At 71.0% G+C, this 19,868-nt stretch carries 13 protein-coding genes; 7 read left to right on the plus strand and 6 right to left on the minus strand.

All coding sequences use genetic code 11. From position 1 onward, the window contains the following. The first annotated feature begins 150 nt into the window (after nt 1-150). Both O3X23_RS05945 and O3X23_RS05950 read left to right on the plus strand, forming a co-directional pair. Nucleotides 151-3,981, plus strand: coding sequence for an ABC transporter ATP-binding protein (locus O3X23_RS05945; protein WP_269270059.1), 3,831 nt, complete (start codon nt 151-153; stop codon nt 3,979-3,981). An 86-nt stretch (nt 3,982-4,067) separates the two neighbouring features. Continuing rightward, nucleotides 4,068-5,516 (plus strand): S28 family serine protease, encoded by a 1,449-nt coding sequence (locus tag O3X23_RS05950; protein WP_269270060.1) that lies wholly within the window; start codon nt 4,068-4,070, stop codon nt 5,514-5,516. A 113-nt stretch (nt 5,517-5,629) separates the two neighbouring features. Here O3X23_RS05950 and O3X23_RS05955 read toward each other — a convergent pair whose 3' ends face one another. The 5 genes from O3X23_RS05955 to O3X23_RS05975 form a co-directional block, all read right to left on the minus strand. Beyond that, complete coding sequence (locus O3X23_RS05955; protein ID WP_269270061.1) at nt 5,630-6,331, minus strand: hypothetical protein; 702 nt, start codon at nt 6,329-6,331, stop codon at nt 5,630-5,632. Between the two features lie 194 nt (nt 6,332-6,525). Beyond that, on the minus strand, nt 6,526-8,346 hold the full coding sequence (locus tag O3X23_RS05960; RefSeq protein WP_269270062.1) for a glycoside hydrolase family 3 protein: 1,821 nt from the start codon (nt 8,344-8,346) through the stop codon (nt 6,526-6,528). 78 nt (nt 8,347-8,424) lie between these two features. Continuing rightward, nucleotides 8,425-9,501, minus strand: coding sequence for a hypothetical protein (locus tag O3X23_RS05965; protein ID WP_269270063.1), 1,077 nt, complete (start codon nt 9,499-9,501; stop codon nt 8,425-8,427). A 139-nt stretch (nt 9,502-9,640) separates the two neighbouring features. After that, on the minus strand, nt 9,641-10,438 hold the full coding sequence (locus O3X23_RS05970; protein ID WP_269270064.1) for a sugar phosphate isomerase/epimerase family protein: 798 nt from the start codon (nt 10,436-10,438) through the stop codon (nt 9,641-9,643). Nucleotides 10,439-10,702: 264 nt separating this feature from the next. Then, nucleotides 10,703-11,779 (minus strand): LacI family DNA-binding transcriptional regulator, encoded by a 1,077-nt coding sequence (locus tag O3X23_RS05975; protein ID WP_269270065.1) that lies wholly within the window; start codon nt 11,777-11,779, stop codon nt 10,703-10,705. A 158-nt stretch (nt 11,780-11,937) separates the two neighbouring features. Here O3X23_RS05975 and O3X23_RS05980 point away from each other — a divergent pair, with 158 nt between their 5' ends. The 3 genes from O3X23_RS05980 to O3X23_RS05990 are packed head-to-tail and all read left to right on the plus strand — an operon-like array spanning nt 11,938 to nt 15,112. Next, entirely contained in the window at nt 11,938-13,089 is a 1,152-nt protein-coding gene (locus tag O3X23_RS05980; protein WP_269270066.1) for a Gfo/Idh/MocA family protein, read from the plus strand. Further along, entirely contained in the window at nt 13,086-14,249 is a 1,164-nt protein-coding gene (locus tag O3X23_RS05985; RefSeq protein WP_269270067.1) for a dihydrodipicolinate synthase family protein, read from the plus strand. Before O3X23_RS05980 ends, O3X23_RS05985 begins: the two co-directional genes overlap by 4 nt. Further along, nucleotides 14,246-15,112, plus strand: a complete 867-nt coding sequence (locus O3X23_RS05990) for a sugar phosphate isomerase/epimerase family protein (protein ID WP_269270068.1) — start codon at nt 14,246-14,248, stop codon at nt 15,110-15,112. The genes O3X23_RS05985 and O3X23_RS05990 overlap by 4 nt, the downstream gene beginning before the upstream one ends. A gap of 211 nt (nt 15,113-15,323) precedes the next feature. Here O3X23_RS05990 and O3X23_RS05995 read toward each other — a convergent pair whose 3' ends face one another. Continuing rightward, a complete protein-coding gene (locus O3X23_RS05995; RefSeq protein ID WP_269270069.1) occupies nt 15,324-15,761 on the minus strand; it encodes a DUF937 domain-containing protein in 438 nt (145 codons plus the stop codon). A gap of 248 nt (nt 15,762-16,009) precedes the next feature. On the opposite strand from O3X23_RS05995, the gene recD2 reads away from it, so the two are divergent. After that, nucleotides 16,010-18,226 (plus strand): SF1B family DNA helicase RecD2, encoded by a 2,217-nt coding sequence (recD2, locus tag O3X23_RS06000; protein WP_269270071.1) that lies wholly within the window; start codon nt 16,010-16,012, stop codon nt 18,224-18,226. Nucleotides 18,227-18,350: 124 nt separating this feature from the next. Further along, nucleotides 18,351-19,640, plus strand: a complete 1,290-nt coding sequence (locus tag O3X23_RS06005; protein WP_269270072.1) for a citrate synthase — start codon at nt 18,351-18,353, stop codon at nt 19,638-19,640. Nucleotides 19,641-19,868 lie beyond the last annotated feature (228 nt).

Consider the following 19,868-nt stretch of genomic DNA (forward strand, 5'->3'; position numbering starts at 1 on the left):
GGGCGGCCCGGCTCGAGCAAGGCTTAGGTCCATCGCCCGGGAGACGTGCGACCTTGGCCCCTCTTCAGCTGCGGATTGTTGCAGCAGGATGAAATCCGCACGCCGGCGCGTTGCAGGGTCGGGTAGTCATGGATCAGTGGGAGGACCCGGGTGACATCGGCGAAGGTTGAGCCGGAGCAGGGCTGGTTGCGGCGGTTGGTCGGCTATTGCTGGCGGTACCGCCGCAACGTACTGCTGGCGTTGGGCGCGTCGCTGGGAGGGATGGCGGTCCTCGCGCTCGTGCCGCTGGTGCCGAAGCTGATCATTGACGACGTGGTGGTCGCGCACGACCGTCCGCTGCTGCCGTGGGCGATCGTGCTGGTGGTCGCCGCGGTCGCCGTGTACCTCCTGACGTACGTGCGGCGTTTCTACGGCGGTCGGCTCGCCCTCGATGTGCAGCACGACCTGCGCAGCGACATGTTCCGCTCGCTGACCCGGCTGGACGGCCGGCGGCAGGACGAACTGGACACCGGCCAGGTGGTCGGCAGGGCCACCAGCGACCTGCAGCTCATCCAGGGCCTGCTCTTCATGCTGCCGATGATGATCGGCAACGTGCTGTTGTTCGTGCTCTCCCTGATCGTGATGCTCACCCTCTCCCCACTCCTCACCCTCGTCGCGCTCGCCGTCGCCCCCGCCCTGTGGTTCATCGCCGACCGCAGCCGCAAGAAACTCTTCCCCGCCACCTGGTACGCCCAGGGACAGGCGGCGGCCGTCGCGGGCATCGTCGACGGGTCCGTCACCGGCGTCCGCGTCGTGAAGGGCTTCGGCCAGGAGCAGCAGGAGATGGACAAGCTGGAGGGCGTCAGCAAGAAGCTCTTCGCCGGCCGCCTCCGCACGATCCGGCTGAACGCGCGCTACAGCCCGGCCCTGCAGGCCGTCCCCTCGATCGGCCAGGTGGGCATGCTGGCGCTCGGCGGATGGATGGCGACCCGCGGGCAGATCACCCTCGGCACGTTCGTCGCGTTCTCCACGTACCTCGCGCAACTCACCGGCCCGGTACGGATGCTGACCATGATGCTGACCGTCGGACAGCAGGCGCGGGCCGGCGTCGAGCGCGTGCTGGAACTGATCGACACCGAGCCGACGCTGGAGGAGGGCGCCCGCACGCTGCCCGACGGCGCGGCCACCGTCGAGTTCGACCACGTCACCTTCGGCTACGACCCCGAGCGGCCGGTGCTCGCCGACTTCTCACTGCGCGTCGAGCCCGGTGAGACCGTCGCCGTCGTCGGCGCGTCCGGCTCCGGGAAGTCCACCGTCTCGCTGCTGCTGCCGCGCTTCTACGACGCGACCGGCGGCTCGGTGCGCATCGGCGGCGAGGACGTCCGCGACCTCACCTTCGACTCGCTGCGCGGCGCCATCGGCATGGTGCCCGAGGACAGCTTCCTGTTCTCCGACACCGTGCGCTCCAACATCGCCTACGGATTCCCGGATGCCACCGACGAGCAGGTGTTCGCCGCGACCCGCGCGGCGCAGGCGCACGAGTTCATAGAGGCGCTTCCCGAGGGCTACGCCACCGTGGTCGGTGAACAGGGCCTGACCCTGTCCGGCGGCCAGCGGCAGCGCGTCGCCCTCGCCCGCGCGATCCTGACCGACCCGCGGCTGCTGCTCCTGGACGACGCGACCTCGGCGGTCGACGCCCAGGTCGAGGCGGAGATCTTCGACGCGCTGCGCGAGGTCGTGACCGGGCGGACGACGCTGCTCATCGCGCACCGCCGCTCGACGCTGGCGCTCGCCGACCGCATCGCCGTCCTGGAGGACGGCCGGCTGGCGGACATCGGCACCCATGACGAACTGGAAGAGCGCTCCGCGCTGTTCCGCAAGCTGCTGACCGACCCGGACGCGCTCGGCGCCGACGTCGTCACCGCCGACCCGGCCGGGGTGCTCGCCGCCGCCTGGGCCGGCGAGGGTGCCGCGACCGGGCTGGCGGAACGCACCGGCACCGCACCCGACGCCCTGCACAAGTCCGCCCCGTCCGACGGGGTGACGGCCGCGCTGTGGCGCGGAAAACCGCTTCCGGCGGACGGACCCGCGCCGGGCACGACCCACGCGAACGGTTCCGCCCCGGCCGCTCCGGCGGGAGGCGGACCCGGCGGCATGGCCGCCGCCATGGCCGGGATGCCCGCCTCGCCCGACCTGCTCGCGAAGGTGGCGGCGCTGCCGCCCGCCACCGACACCCCGGGGGTCAACGAGGCGCGGGCCCGCCTCGTCGAAGAGGAGTTCGGCCTGCGCAGCCTGCTGCGCGGCTTCCGCACCCCGCTGCTGCTCAGCCTCCTGCTGGTGGCCGCGGACGCCATCGCAGGACTGATGCTGCCCGTGCTGATCAGGCACGGCATCGACTCCGGCGTCCGGGAGGCCGCGCTCGGCGCGGTCTGGGCGGCCTCGGCCGCCGGCCTGGTGATCGTCGTCGTCCAGTGGGCGGCGCAGTGGGGTTCCGCGCGGCTGACCGGCAGGACCGGCGAACGCGTCCTCTACACCCTGCGAGTGAAGATCTTCTCGCATCTGCACCGGCTCGGCCTCGACTACTACGAGCGCGAACTGACCGGCCGCATCATGACCCGGATGACCACGGACGTCGACGCTTTGTCGACATTCCTGCAGACCGGACTGGTCACCGCCCTGGTAAGCGTCCTCACCTTCTTCGGCATCCTCGTCGCGCTGCTCGCCCTGGACATGGAGCTGGCGCTGCTGGTCTTCGCGACCCTCCCGCCGCTCGTGCTGGCCACCTGGGTCTTCCGCCGCAAGTCGGTCCGGGCGTACGAACTGGCCCGCGAACGCGTCGCCGTCGTCAACGCGGACCTTCAGGAGAACGTCGCCGGGCTCCGTATCGTGCAGGCCTTCCGGCGCGAACGCGTCGGCGCCGTCCGCTTCGCTGAGCGCAGCAGCTCCTACCGCGAGGCCCGGGTGCGCGGACAGTTCCTGATCTCGGTGTACTTCCCGTTCGTCCAACTGCTGTCCAGCGGTGCGGCCGCGCTGGTACTGATCGTCGGCGCCCAGCGGGTCGGCGCGGGCACGCTGACCGCGGGCGCGCTCGTCGCGTACCTGCTCTACATCGATCTGTTCTTCGCTCCGGTGCAGCAGTTGTCGCAGGTCTTCGACGGATACCAGCAGGCGTCGGTGTCGCTCGGCCGGATCCGCGAACTGCTGCGGGTGCCGAGTACCACCCCGGCCGCGGCCCGTCCACTGCCCGTCCCGTCGCTGCGCGGCGAGATCACCTTCAAGGACGTGCACTTCCGTTACGGGGACGGCGCCGAGGCGCTGAGCGGCGTGGACCTGCGCATCCCGGCCGGGCAGACGGTCGCCTTCGTCGGCGAGACGGGCGCGGGCAAGTCCACGCTGGTCAAACTGGTCGCCCGGTTCTACGACCCGACCGGCGGCGGCGTGCTGGTCGACGGCACCGACATCCGCGAACTGGACATGACGGCCTACCGGCAGCGGCTGGGCGTAGTGCCGCAGGAGCCCTACCTCTTCGCCGGAACGGTGCGCGACTCCATCGCGTACGGGCGGATGGCCGCGACCGACGCGGAGGTCGAGGCCGCGGCGCGTGCCGTCGGCGCGCACGACATGATCGCGACGCTCGACGGCGGCTATCTGCACCTGGTCACCGAGCGCGGCCGCAACCTGTCGGCGGGCCAGCGGCAACTGATAGCCCTGGCCAGGGCCGAGCTTGTCGATCCCGACATCCTGCTGCTGGACGAGGCGACGGCCGCACTGGACCTGGCCACGGAAGGACTGGTCAACCAGGCCGCCGACCGGCTGGCGGTCCGGCGCACCACGCTCGTCGTCGCGCACCGGCTGACCACGGCCGCGCGCGCCGACCGCGTCGTCCTGCTCGATCACGGCCGCGTCATCGAGGACGGCACACATGACGAACTGCTCGCCGCGGACGGGCGATACGCCCACTTGTGGCGCACATTCGTCGGTGAAGTGCGGGCCGCCGCCTGATAAAGCACTGCCGGAACGCCCTCTGGTGGTAAGACCGTCGCTCCCCTAGGTTCTGCGGCAACGTCCGTGAACCCAGGGGAGGGTGCATGCGTAAGGCGCTCAGATGGCTGCTGTCACTGATGCTGCTCGTCGGCGCGACCGGTGCGGTCGGGGCCGGTGCGACGGGGACGGCCACCGCCGCCGGCCGGCCGGACGGCGCGGCCACGGCAAGCACGAACGCCGCCGCGGCGAGCACGGATATCAAGGACCGCATCCTGGCCATACCCGGGATGACCCTCATCGAGGAGAAGCCGGTCACTGGCTACCGGTACTTCGTCCTCAACTACACCCAGCCGATCGACCACCGCCACCCCTGGAAGGGCACCTTCCAGCAGCGGCTGACGGTGCTCCACAAGGCGACCGACCGTCCGACGGTCTTCTTCACCTCCGGCTACGGGCTCTCCACGAACGCGGGCCGGTCGGAGCCGACCCGGCTCATCGACGGGAACCAGGTCTCCATGGAGTACCGGTTCTTCACGCCGTCCCGCCCCGCCGAACCGGCCGACTGGTCCAAGCTCGACATCTGGCAGGCGGCCAGCGACCAGCACCGGATCTTCCAGGCGCTGGACCGCATCTACCACCGCAACTGGATCGACACCGGCGGCAGCAAGGGCGGCATGACCGCCACGTACTTCCGCCGCTTCTACCCGAACGACATGGACGGAACGGTCGCCTACGTCGCGCCCAACGACGTTGTCAACAAGGAGGACTCGGCCTACACGGAGTTCTTCAGGACCGTCGGCAACGCCGACTGCCGCGCCGCGCTCGACGCCGTGCAGCGCGAGGCTCTGGTACGCCGGGACGAGATCGTCGCCCGCTACCAGAAGTACGCCGACGACAACGCGCTGACCTTCACCACCGTGGGCAGCGCCGACAGGGCGTACGAGAACGTCGTGCTGGACCTGGTGTGGGCGTTCTGGCAGTACCACCTGGAGTCGGAGTGCCCGACCGTTCCCAAGCCGGCCGCGACCACCGATGAGCTGTACAGCTTCATCGACACCATCTCCGGCTTCGACTTCTACACCGACCAGGGCCTGGAGTACTACACGCCGTACTTCTACCAGGCAGGCACCCAGCTCGGCGCGCCCACCTTCGCGACCCCGCACCTCAAGGGGCTGCTGCGCTACCCGGGCATCTACCAGCCGCGCTCGTACGTGCCGCGCTCCATCCCGATGACGTTCAAGCCACAGGCGATGCCCGACGTGGACGACTGGGTGCGGCACCACGCCCAGCGGATGCTGTTCGTCTACGGCACGAACGACCCGTGGGGCGCGGAGCCGTTCCGCCTCGGGAAGGGCGCGAAGGACTCCTTCGTGATGTGGGCGCCCGGCGCCAACCACGGCGCGAACATCGCCGCGCTCAACCCCGCGGACAACGCCAAGGCGACCGCCGAGGTGCTGAAGTGGGCGGGCGTCACCCCGGCCACGACGCGCACGCCGTCGTTCGACGCGAAGCTCGACGTGCCGGACGACGTGCTGGAACGCCACCCGCTGTAGGGCGGACGCGGACGTGATCACGGGTCCGGTGCGGGCCGGTGCGGACCGGAGCGGACCCGGGATCACGGACGATCAGGTACGTGGCCGAGCGATCACGAGGACGAGGGCGCGGCTCACAGCCGGCGGGCACACCCGATGCCCGCCTGCCCGACGCCCACGAACAGGGCCGTCCCCCGCGGGCATCCCGCCCGGTCGGGCGCGATCGAGTCCACCCGGTACCCGGGCTCGTTCCGGCTGGATCCGTCGCAGGCCGTCTCCTTCACCTGACCGGCACCCGCCAGGTAGACGCAGTCGCCGACGATGGTGCGCGGCCCACCGCCCGCCCCCGGGTCACCGGGGTGCGGGCCCTCGCGCTTGCGCATGCAGGCGTAGCCCGGCGCCCGGCCCGACGACACGGTCAGGACGAAGTCGGTCGTCTCCGGACAGCGGTTCCCCGCCCGTACGGTCGCTGCCGTCGAGGTCGCCCGGGTGTCCGGCAACGCCGCAGGCGATGACGCCACTGCCGGCGATGACGCGTCCGCCGACGGTGACGCGTCCGGCAGCAGACCGTGGAAACGGATCGTGACCTGGGCGATGGCGTTCGGGTTCGAGCACGCCACCTCCCGGTACGAGCCCAGCGGATCGCTCTGCGCACACGCGCCCGTCGCGAGGAACGTCCCCGCGGTGCCCGCGGACGTCAGCGTCGGTGAGGGGGTGCCGGATGGCACCTCCGCCCCGCCGCCCTCCGCCCCGCTGCTCGCCGCCCCCTGGAACGGCGCGCAGGCGCCCAGCGCGGGGAGGAGAGCGAGTGCGAGCAGGACGACCGCCGATGTCACCGCAGTATGCAGAAACGATTCGAAATGGCCGTATGCGCGCATGATGGCCCCCCTGAGATCGGCCGGGCAAGATGCACCCATACGTCAGGGTAGGGGGTGGAACCGGCGGAGGGGAGGTCCCGGCGGGTTCGAGTTGGACGCTTGCTTTCGGGAGGGACCGATACCTGATGTGACCTGTTCATCGGGTGCCTGGTCTACCGGTATTTCAGCCCGTGTCCGATCGGGTAGAGCACCTGTCCCGGATCGTCCGCGCGCGGCACCGCCACCGGCAGCTGGCCCGTCGGAGCCATCCGTCCGGCAATGACCCGCGCCACCGCGCGCATCGACACATCGGTCCAGCCGTACACCGCCAGCCCGGCCGCGACGCCGCTGAGCCACGCGATGTCGTACGGGTTGCGGATGGCGATCTGGACGACCGGGACTCCGGTGGCCACCAGCGCCTCGACCAGGGCGATCTGACCGGTCGAAGCCCCCGTGACGTTGTACGTCCCGATGACGATGCCGTCCTTGCCGTGGGCGGCGGCGACGGCCTGGTCGATGACGGCCCGGCCGGGCGAGGTGCCGGTGGGCAGGGCCTGCGCGGGGTGGCCGAGGTCGGTGAGCGCCCTGGCGAGCACGGAGGTCGGCGGTCCGCCGGTGCCGGAAGGCGCGGCCGGATCCGCACCGACGACGAGCAGTTGCCGGTGGGCGCGGCGCGGCAGCGGCAGGGCCCGGGAGGGGTTCGAGAGCAGGGTGACGGTACGGTCCGTGATCCGGTCGGCGGTCGCGAGGTGCGAGCGGCTGCCGACCGCCCGGTCGACGCCCTGATGGGTGACGTACGGGTTGCGGAACAGGCCGTTGCGGGCCTTGAGTTCGAGGATCCGGACGAGAGACTCGTCGATCCGCTCCTCGGTGATCTCCCCGGACGCCACCGCGTCGAGTACCGCGTTCCAGGCGACGTCGAGGAGCGGCGGGTTCAGCAGTTGGTCGGCGCCGGCCTTGAGGGCGAGCACGGGCACCCGGTCGTCGCCGTACTTCTGCCGCACGCCGGCCATGCCGAGCGAATCGGTGATCACGACTCCGTCGTAGCCGAGTTCTTCGCGGAGGATCCCGGTGAGGATGGGGTGGGAGAGGGTGGCGGGGTCCCCCGAGTCGTCGAGTGCGGGGACCAGGATGTGGGCCGTCATGATCGAGTCGATCCCGGCGGCGATCGCGGCCCGGAAGGGCGGTGCGTCGATCCGCCGCCACTCGTCGGGCGAGTGGGTGATGACCGGCAGCTCGAAGTGGCTGTCGGTGCCGGTGTCGCCGTGGCCGGGGAAGTGTTTGGCCGTGGAGGCGATCCCGGCCCCCTGATAGCCCCTGACCTGGGCCGCCGTCAGAGCGGCGACGGCCTGCGGATCACCGCCGAAGGACCGTACGCCGATCACGGGGTTGGCCGGATTGATGTTCACGTCCGCGACGGGGGAGAAGTTCTGGTTGACGCCCATGGCGCCGAGCTCGGTACCGATGACCCGGGCGGCGGCGCGGGCGTCGTGCGGATCCCCGTCGGCGCCCAGCGCCATCCCGCCGGGGAAGAGCGTCGCGGGCGAGCCGATCCTGGCGACCGCGCCCTGCTCCTGGTCGATGGAGATCAGCAGCGGGATCGGGGTCCCGTGGGCCAGACCGGCGCGCTGGATGCCGTTGGAGAGGTCGGCGATCTGGTGCGGGTCCCGGGTGTTGTGGGCCCAGGCGAAGTAGATGATCCCGCCGAGGTGGTACTTGGCGATCAGCTCGGCGGCGTTGGAGACGCCCATCTCGTTCTGATTGGACGCGACGTCCGCGGCGTCGGGGGCGGTGGCGGAGTGGCCGTAGACCCGCATGACGAAGAGCTGGCCGACCTTCTCCGCGCGGCTCATCCGCGCGATGATCGCGCGGATGAGCCTGCGGTCGGGGGCGGCGGCCCGGGCCGCAGGGACACCGGCGGCGAAGGCGCCCGCCGTGACGGCGGTGGCGGCCGCGGTGGCGAGGACGGTTCGGCGGGATGGCTGATGGTGCATGTCGAACTCCTTCCGGCTGGAGGAGATGAGCACGCTGAAAGTTTTCTTCAGTTAGAACGGATAGCCGGAAAGTTTTCGTCAGTCAATGGCCGTGACGCGAGTCGGCAGCACATTCACCGGGACGGCCAGCACCGCCGCGTAGTACTCGGGCCGGATGCAGCGGATGTTCTCGCCCCCGGTCGGCGACGCCGACACCCGCCCCTCGGCCGAGATGGTGAGCGTGGCGCCGGTGGGCCGGCAGCCGGACAGCTGGAATCCGAAGCGCCGCTCGCCGCTCTGGGGCGGGTGCGCGGCCAACTGTGCGCGTACGGCGGAGGCGCCGCCGCCGGGCAGACCCGCCAGGTAGGCGTTGAGCTGGGCGGCCTGGGTCACTTCCGAACCCTTGGACTTCTGGCCCTGCGCGATCACCGCGTCGAGGTGCGTGAACGCCACCGTCGTGCCGGGGCCGGCCGGGGTGGCCGCCTGGCGTCCCGCCCCGAACACCGGGTGCTTCGGCATACGGTCGCGCGGCACCTCGAAGACCGCCGTGACCTGGTGGGCGACGAGGCACTCGGGCGGCGGCTTCGGCCCGCTGACCCCGAGCGTCAGCCGGTCGCCGCTGGCGAGCAGCGCGACCCCGGTGGCCTGCCCGCAGCCGGTGGTCTCCACCCAGCCCACGAGCACATTGCGCGAGAAGTCGGTCTTCTGGCTCCGCGCGGCGATCTCGCGGGCCGCCGCCGGGTCGGAGCCCGCGAACCAGCTCGGGAAGCGGGACAGCTCGAGTTCACTGGTGACCACCGAGTGCACGGCCGGCGGTCGGTGCACCCCGGCGGAGAGGTACACGACCCGGGACTCGATCCCATGGGTCCCGGAGGGGACGGGGACGGTCGCGGTACCGCCGGACGGCGGACCGGTCGACGGGCCGGAGGACGGACCGGCCGTTGGCGAACCACCGGTCGACGGGGGAACCCCCGTCGCCGACGTGGAGGGGCTGTGGTCGCCCCCGGCGCTGTCGGACGGCGCGCCGGCGGCGGGACGGTCCTGGCCGCAGGCGGCGGACAGGACTGTCAGTGACGCGGCCAGCACCGCGACCGACACGGCTCTACGGAGCTTCTTCAGCAGCATGTGGCTTGGACGGGCGGATTCCACGACCGGTTCCGTGCGATGGCTGAACATGGCTCCATCGTGGGGTCGCCCGAGGTCAACGGGCGGTGTGCGACGCGCCGCTTGGCCGAAAGCGCACGAGACTCCGCCCGAACCGCCCCCGTGGGGAACCGCCGAACCGCCCCGTGGGGACCGCCCTGCCGGCGCCGCGTCACGCCGAGCTGGCGAGCAACCGGGACAGGTGCTGCCGGGCGGGGGACAGCAGCTCCGGAAGGTCCGCGACCTGCGGGTACCAGCGCTTCTCGTACTCCCAGCACAGCCAGCCGTCCCAGTCCCCCCGGCTCAGCACCTCCACGGTCTCGGCCAGCGGCAGCACGCCCTTCCCGAGCGGCAGCGGTGTGGTGTCCTCGGCCGAAGCGATGTCCTTGACCTGCACGTATCCCAGGTGTGGGGCGAGTACGGGGTAGGTCTCGGACGGCTGTTCACCACCGCGCCAGGTGTGCATCACGTCCCAGATCGCACCCACGCTGCCGTGCCCGACCAGCCCCAGGATCCGGGCCGCGGCCGCCCCGGTCGCGTGCGAGTCGTGCGTCTCGAGCAGCACCTTCACCCCGAGGCGGGCGGCGTCCGGCGCGACCGCCGCCAGACGGCGCGCCGCGTACAGGTCCGCCTCCTCCGCGGGAAGATCCCCGCCGCCCGGGAAGACCCGCACGAACGGAGCGCCGAGATCGGCCGCGAGTTCCAGGTTGGCCCGCAGGTCCGCCAGCACCGGTTCGTCGTCGCCCGGCGCGGCGACCTTGGCGTAGGCCGCCACCGTGAGGATCTCCACCCCCGACTTCTCGAACTCGGCCACAACCGCTTCCCGTTCCGCCGCCGACAGGCCGGTGTGGACGGGTTCCTCGGCGTTGGCCCGGATCTCCACACCGTGGAAACCATGCTCGGCGGCGAGGCGGACGACCTGCTCGATGGGGAGGGCGGGGACACCTAGTGTGGAGAACGCGAGCTTCATCCGCCGGACACTAGGCACCGCGCGGAGCATGGTCAACCTCCGACGGCACCGGTCGTCGCGCGCCGCCGTTATCCGGCCTGAAGCGCCGGATGCCGGTTCTGTCCCAGCAGGCCCTTGCAGGCGTCCCACCGGCGTCCCACGGCTCCCGGTCCCACCCCGTCCAGGGCGTCCCATGGCCCCGGCCCCGCCATATCCGGGGCGCCCCACGGCTCCAGCGATGTCCCACGGCTGCCGGGGTGCCTCACGGCTCCCAGAGCTGTGACCTCACGCGGAGCCCGCGCGCGGTCCCGCCGTGGAGGCCCGCACCATCAGCTCGGTGCGGATCGTCGCGAGGCCGCCGGGCGGCGGCGCCTGGCGTCCCATGACGAGGCGGCCGGCCCGCGCGCCCGCCTCCTGCAGCGGGATGCGCACCGTTGTCAGGGCCGGTGCGGTGTCCACGCTGAACGGAAGATCGTCGAATCCCGCCACCGAGACGTCGTCCGGAATGCGGAGCCCCTGGTCGCGCACGGCGGCGCACACGCCCAGCGCGACCGTGTCGTTGGCGGCGAGGACGGCGGTCAGCGAAGGCTCCCTGCGGAGGAGTTCCAGCGCCGCGTCGTAGCCGGAGGAGCGGTCGTACGAGCCGTGCACCGTGAGCCGGTCGACGGCGGGGCCGGCGGACGGCAGGCCGTGGTCCGCCAGCGCCGCCCGGTGGCCTTCCAGCCGGTGCCGGGTGGTGGTGCGGTCGGCGGGACCCGCGACGTACCCGATCCGGCGGTGGCCGAGGGAGAGCAGGTGCTCCGTGAGCCGCCGCGCGCCACCGTGGTTGTCGAACGCGACGGTCGCGACGGGGATCTCCGTGCCCGGATGGTCCAGCGGCGGCCGCCCGCACAGCACGATCCGCGTGCCGGACCCGGCGAGCCGGGCGAGCCGGGCGGCGACCGCCGCGCTGTGCTCGGCGCCCTCGACCGCGCCCCCGGTGATCACCACTCCGGCGGCGCGCTGGCGCTCCAGCAGCGTCAGGTAGGTCAGTTCGGCCTCGGGGGAGCCGCCGGTGTTGCAGACCACCGCGAGCTTGCCGCCGCCGGGCGCGGACGAGTCGCTGATCTCGGCCTGGACCGCGCTGGCGATCAGTCCGAAGAACGGGTCCGCGACATCGTTGACCAGTACGCCGACCAGGTCGGAGGTGGCGGCCGCGAGACCCCTGGCCTGCCCGTTCACCACATAGTCCAGGTCTTCGACGGCTCGCTGCACGCGTTCGCGCGTGCTGCCCGCGACCGGGTAGTTGCCGTTGAGGACACGCGAGACGGTCGCGGACGACACCCCGGCGCGCGCCGCGACATCGGCGAGGGTCACTGCCATCTGCGTCCGTACCTCCTGCTGGCCGTTCCGGGACCGCACCGCCCGTTGCCGGACATGTTCTCACCTTGTCGGATCGGCCCGCTTCCGGCTAGCGTGCCAGAGAAGAAAGCGCTTGCTATCGCTTGACGGGCGGTAGCGGCCGAAGGGGAGGACCCAACGTGACACGCAGGACAGTGCGGATCGCCATGAACGGCGTCACGGGCCGCATGGGCTACCGCCAACACCTCGTCCGCTCGATCCTGAGCCTGCGCGAGCAGGGCGGACTCGACCTCGGGGACGGGACGACGCTGTGGCCCGAGCCGGTCCTCGTCGGCCGTCGGGAGCACGCGCTGCGCGCGATGGCGGACCGGCACGGACTGGAACACATCTCCACCGACCTCGACGCCGTCCTGGCCGACCCGACCATCGAGATCTACTTCGACGCCCAGGTCACCTCGGCGCGCGAGGAGTCGGTGCGCAAGGCCATCGCCGCCGGAAAGCACATCTACTGCGAGAAGCCCACCGCGACCTCCCTGGAGAGTGCGCTGGAGCTGGCCCGGCTCGCCACCGCCGCCGGCGTCAAGCACGGCGTGGTCCAGGACAAGCTCTTCCTCCCCGGCCTGCTCAAGCTCAAGCGGCTCATCGACGGCGGCTTCTTCGGCCAGATCCTCTCGATCCGCGGCGAGTTCGGCTACTGGGTCTTCGAGGGCGACTGGCAGAGCGCCCAGCGGCCCTCCTGGAACTACCGTTCCCAGGACGGCGGCGGCATCGTCGTCGACATGTTCCCGCACTGGGAGTACGTCCTCCACGAGCTGTTCGGGCAGGTCAGAACCGTGCAGGCGCTGACCGCCACGCACATCCCGCGGCGCTGGGACGAGGACGGCAAGCCGTACGACGCGACCGCCGACGACGCCGCGTACGGCATCTTCCAGCTCGACGGCGGCGCCATCGCCCAGATCAACTCCTCCTGGACGGTGCGCGTCAACCGTGACGAACTGGTGGAGTTCCAGGTCGACGGCACGCACGGCTCGGCCGTCGCGGGTCTGCGGGACTGCCGTGTGCAGCACCGCTCCGCCACCCCCAAGCCGGTCTGGAACCCGGACCTCCCGGTCACCGAGCCCTTCCGCGACCAGTGGCAGGCGGTCCCGGACAATGGCGAGTTCACCAACGGATTCAAGAGCCAGTGGGAGCTGTTCCTGCGCCACGTGGTGCTCGACGAGCCCTGGCGGTGGGACCTGCTGGCCGGCGCGCGCGGTGTCCAGCTCGCCGAGCTGGGACTGAAGTCGTCCGCCGAGGGCCGGCGCTTCGACGTCCCGGAGCTCTCCCTGTGAGCGGCCGGACCATCGGGCTCCCGGGCGCCACCGGCGAACTGCGCACCTATGTGCCGCGTACCGAGCCCGTCGTCCACTCCCAGGGCGGTGAACTGCGCAGCCGGGTCGTCTACTCGGCCGCGCACGTCGTCGCGGACCCGTGGCGCAGCGCCCCCGACGAGCCGGCGGCCATCGACTGGGACGCCACCCTCGCGTTCCGCCGCCACCTGTGGTCGCAGGGGCTGGGTGTCGCCGAGGCGATGGACACCGCCCAGCGCGGGATGGGTCTGGACTGGGCCGCCGCGGCCGAACTGATCCGCCGCTCCTCGGCCGAGGCCCGGGCGGCCGGGGGCCGCATCGCCTGCGGCGTCGGCACGGACCAGCTCGTCCCGCCCGCAAGCACGCTCTCCGAGGTCACCGCCGCCTACGAGGAGCAGCTCGCCGTCGTGGAGGAGTCCGGATCGCAGGCCGTCCTCATGGCGTCCCGTGCGCTGGCCGCCCTGGCCAAGGGCCCCGACGACTACGCCGAGGTCTACAGCCATCTGCTGCGCCAGTCCGCGGAACCGGTCGTTCTGCACTGGCTCGGCCCGATGTTCGATCCCGCCCTGGCCGGCTACTGGGGCAGCGCGGACCTCGACGCGGCCACGGAGACGTTCCTGGACGTCATCGCCGCCCACCCCGACAAGGTCGACGGGATCAAGGTGTCGCTGCTCGACGCCCGGCGTGAGGTGGAACTGCGGCGCCGGCTGCCCAAGGGCGTGCGCTGCTACACCGGCGACGACTTCAACTATCCCGAGCTGATCGAGGGCGACGAGCAGGGCTTCAGCCACGCGCTGCTCGGCATCTTCGACCCGCTGGCGCCGCTCGCCGCGGCCGCCGTGCGCACCCTGGACACCGGGGACACGGCCGGGTTCCGCGCGCTTCTCGACCCGACCGTCGAGTTGTCGCGGCACCTGTTCGGCGCTCCGACGCGCTACTACAAGACCGGGGTGGTGTTCCTGGCCTGGCTGGCGGGCCACCAGTCGCACTTCACGATGGTGGGCGGACTGCAGTCGGCACGCTCCCTCCCGCACCTGGCGCGCGCCTACGAGCTGGCCGACGGCCTCGGCCTGTTCCCGGACCCGGCGCTGGCCGAGGCCCGGATGCGGCAGCTGCTCGTGATCCACGGGGTGCCGGCATGAGCGCCGACGGTACGAAAGCTTCCGGCGCGCCGGCCGGCGACCTGGCACGGCTGAGCATCAACCAGGAGACCGTCAAACAGTGGTCGCTGCCCGAGCTGGCGGCGGGTTGCGCCGCACTCGGTGTGCCCGCTGTGGGCCTCTGGCGGGCGCCGGTGCAGGAGTACGGCGTCGAGCGGGCGGCTCGGCTGATGCGGGAAACCGGCCTCCAGGTGACGTCCTTGTGCCGCGGCGGCTTCTTCACCGCGAGCGATCCCGTCGCCCGGCGGGCGGCGATGGACGACAACCGGGCCGCGATCGACGAGGCGGCCGTTCTGGAAACCGGCACCCTGGTGCTGGTTTCGGGCGGACTGCCATCAGGAGAGCGCGATATCGCGGCTGCCCGGGAACGGGTCGCCGACGCGCTGGCCGAGCTGGCTCCGTACGCCGCCGAGCGGTCGGTCCGGCTGGCGATCGAACCGCTGCACCCGATGTACGCGTCGGACCGGTGCGTCGTCTCCACGCTCGGCCAGGCGCTGGACATCGCGGAGCGCCTCCCCGCCGAGCAGGTCGGGGTCGTCGTGGACACCTACCACTTGTGGTGGGACGACCGGGTCCCGGCACAGATCGCCCGCGCCGGGGCGGCCGGCAGGATCGCGGCCTTCCAGCTCGCGGACTGGGTCACCCCGTTGCCCGAGGGCGTGTTGCTGGGCCGGGGTCAGCTGGGCGACGGCTGCGTCGACCTGCGCGGATTCCGGGAGCAGGTCGACGCGGCGGGATATTCGGGCGCCGTGGAGGTGGAGATCTTCAACCCCGCTCTATGGGCGCGGGACGGCGCCGAAGTGGTCGCGGAGATCGCCCGCAGGTACCGCGAACACGTGCTCTGAAGAATCTTCAAAATATTTCTGTCAGACGTACAACCCTTCTGGGGGGTGGTCGGTCTTATAGGCATCAAGGTTCCCGGGAGGGGTTCGGGGAACTGAGGTAGTGATATGCGCCCGAGGGGGGCTTCGGGGGTAGTAGGGGGGAAACGCAAAGGGGTCCGGCTCACGCCGGACCCCTTTCGTCTGCTCGGTGGCGGGTCGCCGTCACCCGGGCTCATCTCTTGGATCGGGCCCGCTTGGCGAGCACCGTCGCCACCACGGGGATGACGAGTTCGAGGGCTCCGGCGACGGCCGCGACCGGCAGGCCGGTCTTCTTCGACACGGCCCGGGAGGCCGGTGCCGTCACCTTGCGCAGTACGGCGACCAGCATGCCGCCGCCCGCCGCGGAAGCGGGCCCGCCGAGCCCGGCGAAACCCACGGCCCCGGCCGGCGGCTCGGGTTCGGTGGCCGCCTGTTCCAGGGCCTGGCTGAGTTCCGCGGTGCCGCCCGGTGTGACCGCGTCGTCGGTGAGGACCCCGGTCAGGGAGGTGACCGACGTCCCGACGAGCTTCCGGGCCGATTCCGGGTCGGTGCCCAGCACTCCGGCGATCTCCTGGATCTGGTCGTCGCCGAGTTCGGCCAGCACTTCGTTCTGCAGCGGTTGCTCGCTCATACTCCGGACGCTACGCGCGAAGTCCGCCGCGGGCCCGTGATGGTCGGCCGAACGCGTCAGGGCCGCCGGATCCGGCGGCGGTATCGATGAGGCCCGGCCGCCGCCGAGAGCGGGGCCGCGGCGGTGCGCCGCGGGTTGTCCACAGGCGGACCCGGAGTGTCGGGGGCAGACGGTACCTTCGGAGCAGATCACCGGCGAGCGGCCACTGGACTGCTGCGGGGCGCTGCTGGGGGAGGGGAGGCCGGGCCATGGGGGACGCGCGACTTGCCGTGCTCGAAGCCGTCCTGGAGCGGATCACCTACGCCAACGAGGACAACGGCTACACGGTCGCACGGGTCGACACGGGCCGGGGCGCCGGCGATCTGCTGACCGTGGTCGGCGCCCTGTTGGGGGCGCAGCCGGGCGAGTCACTGCGGATGGAGGGCCATTGGGGCTCCCACCCGCAGTACGGCAAGCAGTTCACCGTCGAGAACTACACGACCGTCCTGCCCGCGACGATCCAGGGGATACGCCGGTACCTCGGTTCGGGACTGATCAAGGGGATCGGGCCCAAGATCGCCGACCGGATCGTGGAGCACTTCGGCACCGACACCCTGGAGGTCATCGAGGGTGCGCCGAAGCGCTTGATCGAAGTGCCGGGGCTCGGTCCCAAGCGGACCAAAATGATCGCGGTCGCCTGGGAGGAGCAGAAGGCGATCAAGGAGGTGATGGTCTTCCTCCAGGGGGTGGGGGTCTCCACGTCCATCGCCGTGCGCATCTACAAGAACTACGGCGACGCGTCGATCTCCGTGGTGAAGAACCAGCCCTACCGGCTGGCCGCCGACGTGTGGGGCATCGGGTTCCTGACCGCCGACCGGATCGCCCAGGCGGTGGGGATACCCCACGACAGCCCGGAGCGGGTCAAGGCCGGGCTCCAGTACGCGCTGTCGCAGGCCACCGACAGCGGGAACTGCTTCCTGCCCGAGGAACAGTTGCTCTCGGACTCCGTCAAGCTGCTGCAGGTGGATGCCGGACTGGTGATCGACTGCCTCGCGGAGCTGGTGGGCGAGGAGGGCGTGGTGCGGGAATCGGTGCCGGATCCGGAGGGCGGCGATCCGGTGCGGGCGGTGTACCTGGTGCCGTTCCACCGGGCGGAGATCTCCCTGGCCGGCCAGCTGCTCAGGCTGCTGCGGGGGCCGGAGGACCGGTTGCCGCTGTTCCAGGACGTCCAGTGGGACAAGGCCCTGACCTGGCTGGCGGGCCGCACGGGCGCGGACCTGGCGCCGGAGCAGCAGCAGGCGGTGCGGCTGGCGCTGACGGAGAAGGTCGCGGTGCTGACCGGCGGCCCCGGCTGCGGCAAGTCGTTCACCGTGCGTTCGGTGGTGACCCTGGCGCAGGCGAAGAAGGCCAAGGTGGTGCTGGCCGCGCCGACCGGCCGTGCCGCCAAGCGGCTGTCCGAGCTGACCGGCATGGAGGCGTCGACCGTGCACCGGCTGCTGGAGCTCAAACCCGGCGGCGACGCGGCCTACGACAAGGACCGGCCGCTGGACGCGGACCTGGTGGTGGTGGACGAGGCCTCGATGCTGGACCTGCTGCTCGCGAACAAGCTGGCCAAGGCGGTGCCACCGGGCGCGCACCTGCTGTTCGTGGGGGATGTGGACCAGCTGCCGAGCGTCGGCGCCGGCGAGGTGCTGCGGGACCTCCTGGCCCCGGGCAGCCCGGTCCCGGCCGTGCGGCTCACCCAGATCTTCCGCCAGGCCCAGCAGTCGGGGGTGGTGACCAACGCCCACCGGATCAATTCCGGGGTTCCACCGATCACCCAGGGGCTGCCCGACTTCTTCCTCTTCCCGGAGGAGGACACCGAGGAGGCGGGGCGGCTGACGGTGGAGGTGGCGGCCCGGCGGATCCCCGCGAAGTTCGGACTCGACCCGCGCCGGGACATCCAGGTGCTCGCGCCCATGCACCGGGGCCCGGCGGGCGCCGGCGCGTTGAACGGCCTCCTCCAGCAGGCGATCACTCCGGCCCGCCCGGATCTCCCGGAGCGCAGGTTCGGCGGCCGGACGTTCCGCGTCGGCGACAAGGTCACCCAGATCCGCAACAACTACGAGAAGGGGGAGAACGGCGTCTTCAACGGGACGGTCGGCGTCGTCACCGCGCTGGACACCGTGGAGCAGAAACTGACCGTGCTCACCGATGAGGACGAAGAGATTCCGTACGACTTCGACGAGCTGGACGAGCTGTCCCACGCGTACGCCGTGACGATCCACCGCTCCCAGGGCAGCGAGTACCCGGCCGTGGTGATCCCGGTCACGACCGGGGCATGGATGATGTTGCAGCGGAACCTGCTGTATACGGCTGTTACCAGGGCGAAACGCCTGGTGGTTCTGGTCGGGTCGCGCAAGGCGATAGCCCAGGCGGTACGTACCGTCTCGGCCGGTCGGCGCTTCACCGCGTTGGATCACCGGCTCTCCCAGGGCGCGAAATAGGCACTCCGTGCCATGGTTCGGCCCTATGGCCGACCCCGAGTGCACGCGCCAGTGCCAAATGGGGGACAGTGGACCTAGTCAGGGCACCTCGAAGAAGAGGCAAAACCGTCGGTGAGGGAATGACGTGAGCGACAACTCTGTAGTACTGCGGTACGGGGACAGCGAGCACAGCTACCCGGTGGTCGACAGCACTGTCGGCGACAAGGGCTTCGACATCGGCAAGCTGCGCGCCGACACCGGTCTGGTCACCCTGGACAGTGGGTACGGCAACACCGCGGCCTACAAGTCCGCGATCACTTTCCTTGACGGTGAAGAGGGCATCCTTCGCTACCGCGGTTACCCCATCGAGCAGCTCGCCGAACGTGGCAGCTTCATCGAGACCGCGTATCTGTTGATCAACGGTGAGCTCCCGACCGTCGATGAACTTTCCACCTTCAAGGGTGAAATTACTCAGCACACGCTGCTGCACGAGGACGTCAAACGGTTCTACGACGGCTTCCCGCGCGACGCCCACCCGATGGCGATGCTGTCGTCCGTGGTCAGCGCGCTGTCGACGTTCTACCAGGACAGCCACAACCCCTTCGATCCGCAGCAGCGCCACCTGTCCACGATCCGGCTGCTCGCCAAGCTGCCGACCATCGCGGCCTACGCGTTCAAGAAGTCCGTCGGCCAGCCGGTGGTCTACCCGCGCAACGATCTCGGCTACGTCGAGAACTTCCTGCGCATGACCTTCTCGGTTCCGGCCGAGGAGTACGAGCTCAACCCGGTCGTGGTGGGTGCGCTCGACAAGCTCCTGATCCTGCACGCGGACCACGAGCAGAACTGCTCGACCTCGACGGTCCGGCTGGTCGGTTCCTCGCAGGCGAACCAGTTCGCCTCGATCTCGGCCGGCATCAGCGCTCTGTGGGGCCCGCTGCACGGCGGCGCCAACCAGTCGGTGCTGGAGATGCTCGAGGGCATCAAGAACGACGGTGGCGACGTCGACGCCTTCATCCGCAAGGTGAAGAACAAGGAAGACGGCGTGAAGCTCATGGGCTTCGGGCACCGCGTCTACAAGAACTTCGACCCCCGGGCGAAGATCATCAAGGCGGCGGCGCACGACGTCCTCTCCGCTCTCGGCAAGTCCGACGAGCTGCTGGACATCGCGCTCAAGCTCGAGGAGCACGCGCTCAGCGACGACTACTTCGTGTCGCGCAAGCTCTACCCGAACGTGGACTTCTACACGGGTCTGATCTACCGCGCCATGGGCTTCCCGACCACCATGTTCACGGTGCTCTTCGCGCTCGGCCGGCTCCCCGGCTGGATCGCGCAGTGGCACGAGATGATCAAGGAGCCCGGATCCCGTATCGGCCGTCCGCGCCAGATCTACACGGGCGTCGAGCTGCGGGACTACCTCCCGGTCGAGTCCCGCTGACCGAAAGCGGCCCGCCGCGCGTCCTCCGGCGGCGTATGCCGGCACGGACGCCGCGGCGGACAGCTCGCGGAGCATGAAGAACAGGGCATGAAGAAGCGCCCCGCGCTAGATCCCCCCACGGGTCCGGCGCGGGGCGCTCCCGTCCCCCGGATCGGATCCCCCCACGGGTCCGTACCGGGTGCTGGGTGACGCGCTATGCCGGGACGAGAAAGTCCGAGAGGGCCGCTC

The organism is Streptomyces sp. H39-S7 (assembly GCF_027158205.1).
Classification (GTDB): Bacteria; Actinomycetota; Actinomycetes; order Streptomycetales; family Streptomycetaceae; genus Actinacidiphila.

What these genes read in the sequence shown, in the direction of transcription:
- O3X23_RS05950 (WP_269270060.1), top strand. Translation starts at nt 4,068, where the DNA reads ATGCGTAAGGCGCTCAGATGGCTGCTGTCACTGATGCTGCTCGTCGGC.
- O3X23_RS05960 (WP_269270062.1), bottom strand. Translation starts at nt 8,346, where the DNA reads ATGCACCATCAGCCATCCCGCCGAACCGTCCTCGCCACCGCGGCCGCC.
- O3X23_RS05965 (WP_269270063.1), bottom strand. Translation starts at nt 9,501, where the DNA reads ATGTTCAGCCATCGCACGGAACCGGTCGTGGAATCCGCCCGTCCAAGC.
- O3X23_RS05970 (WP_269270064.1), bottom strand. Translation starts at nt 10,438, where the DNA reads ATGAAGCTCGCGTTCTCCACACTAGGTGTCCCCGCCCTCCCCATCGAG.
- O3X23_RS05975 (WP_269270065.1), bottom strand. Translation starts at nt 11,779, where the DNA reads ATGGCAGTGACCCTCGCCGATGTCGCGGCGCGCGCCGGGGTGTCGTCC.
- O3X23_RS05990 (WP_269270068.1), top strand. Translation starts at nt 14,246, where the DNA reads ATGAGCGCCGACGGTACGAAAGCTTCCGGCGCGCCGGCCGGCGACCTG.
- O3X23_RS05995 (WP_269270069.1), bottom strand. Translation starts at nt 15,761, where the DNA reads ATGAGCGAGCAACCGCTGCAGAACGAAGTGCTGGCCGAACTCGGCGAC.
- recD2 (WP_269270071.1), top strand. Translation starts at nt 16,010, where the DNA reads ATGGGGGACGCGCGACTTGCCGTGCTCGAAGCCGTCCTGGAGCGGATC.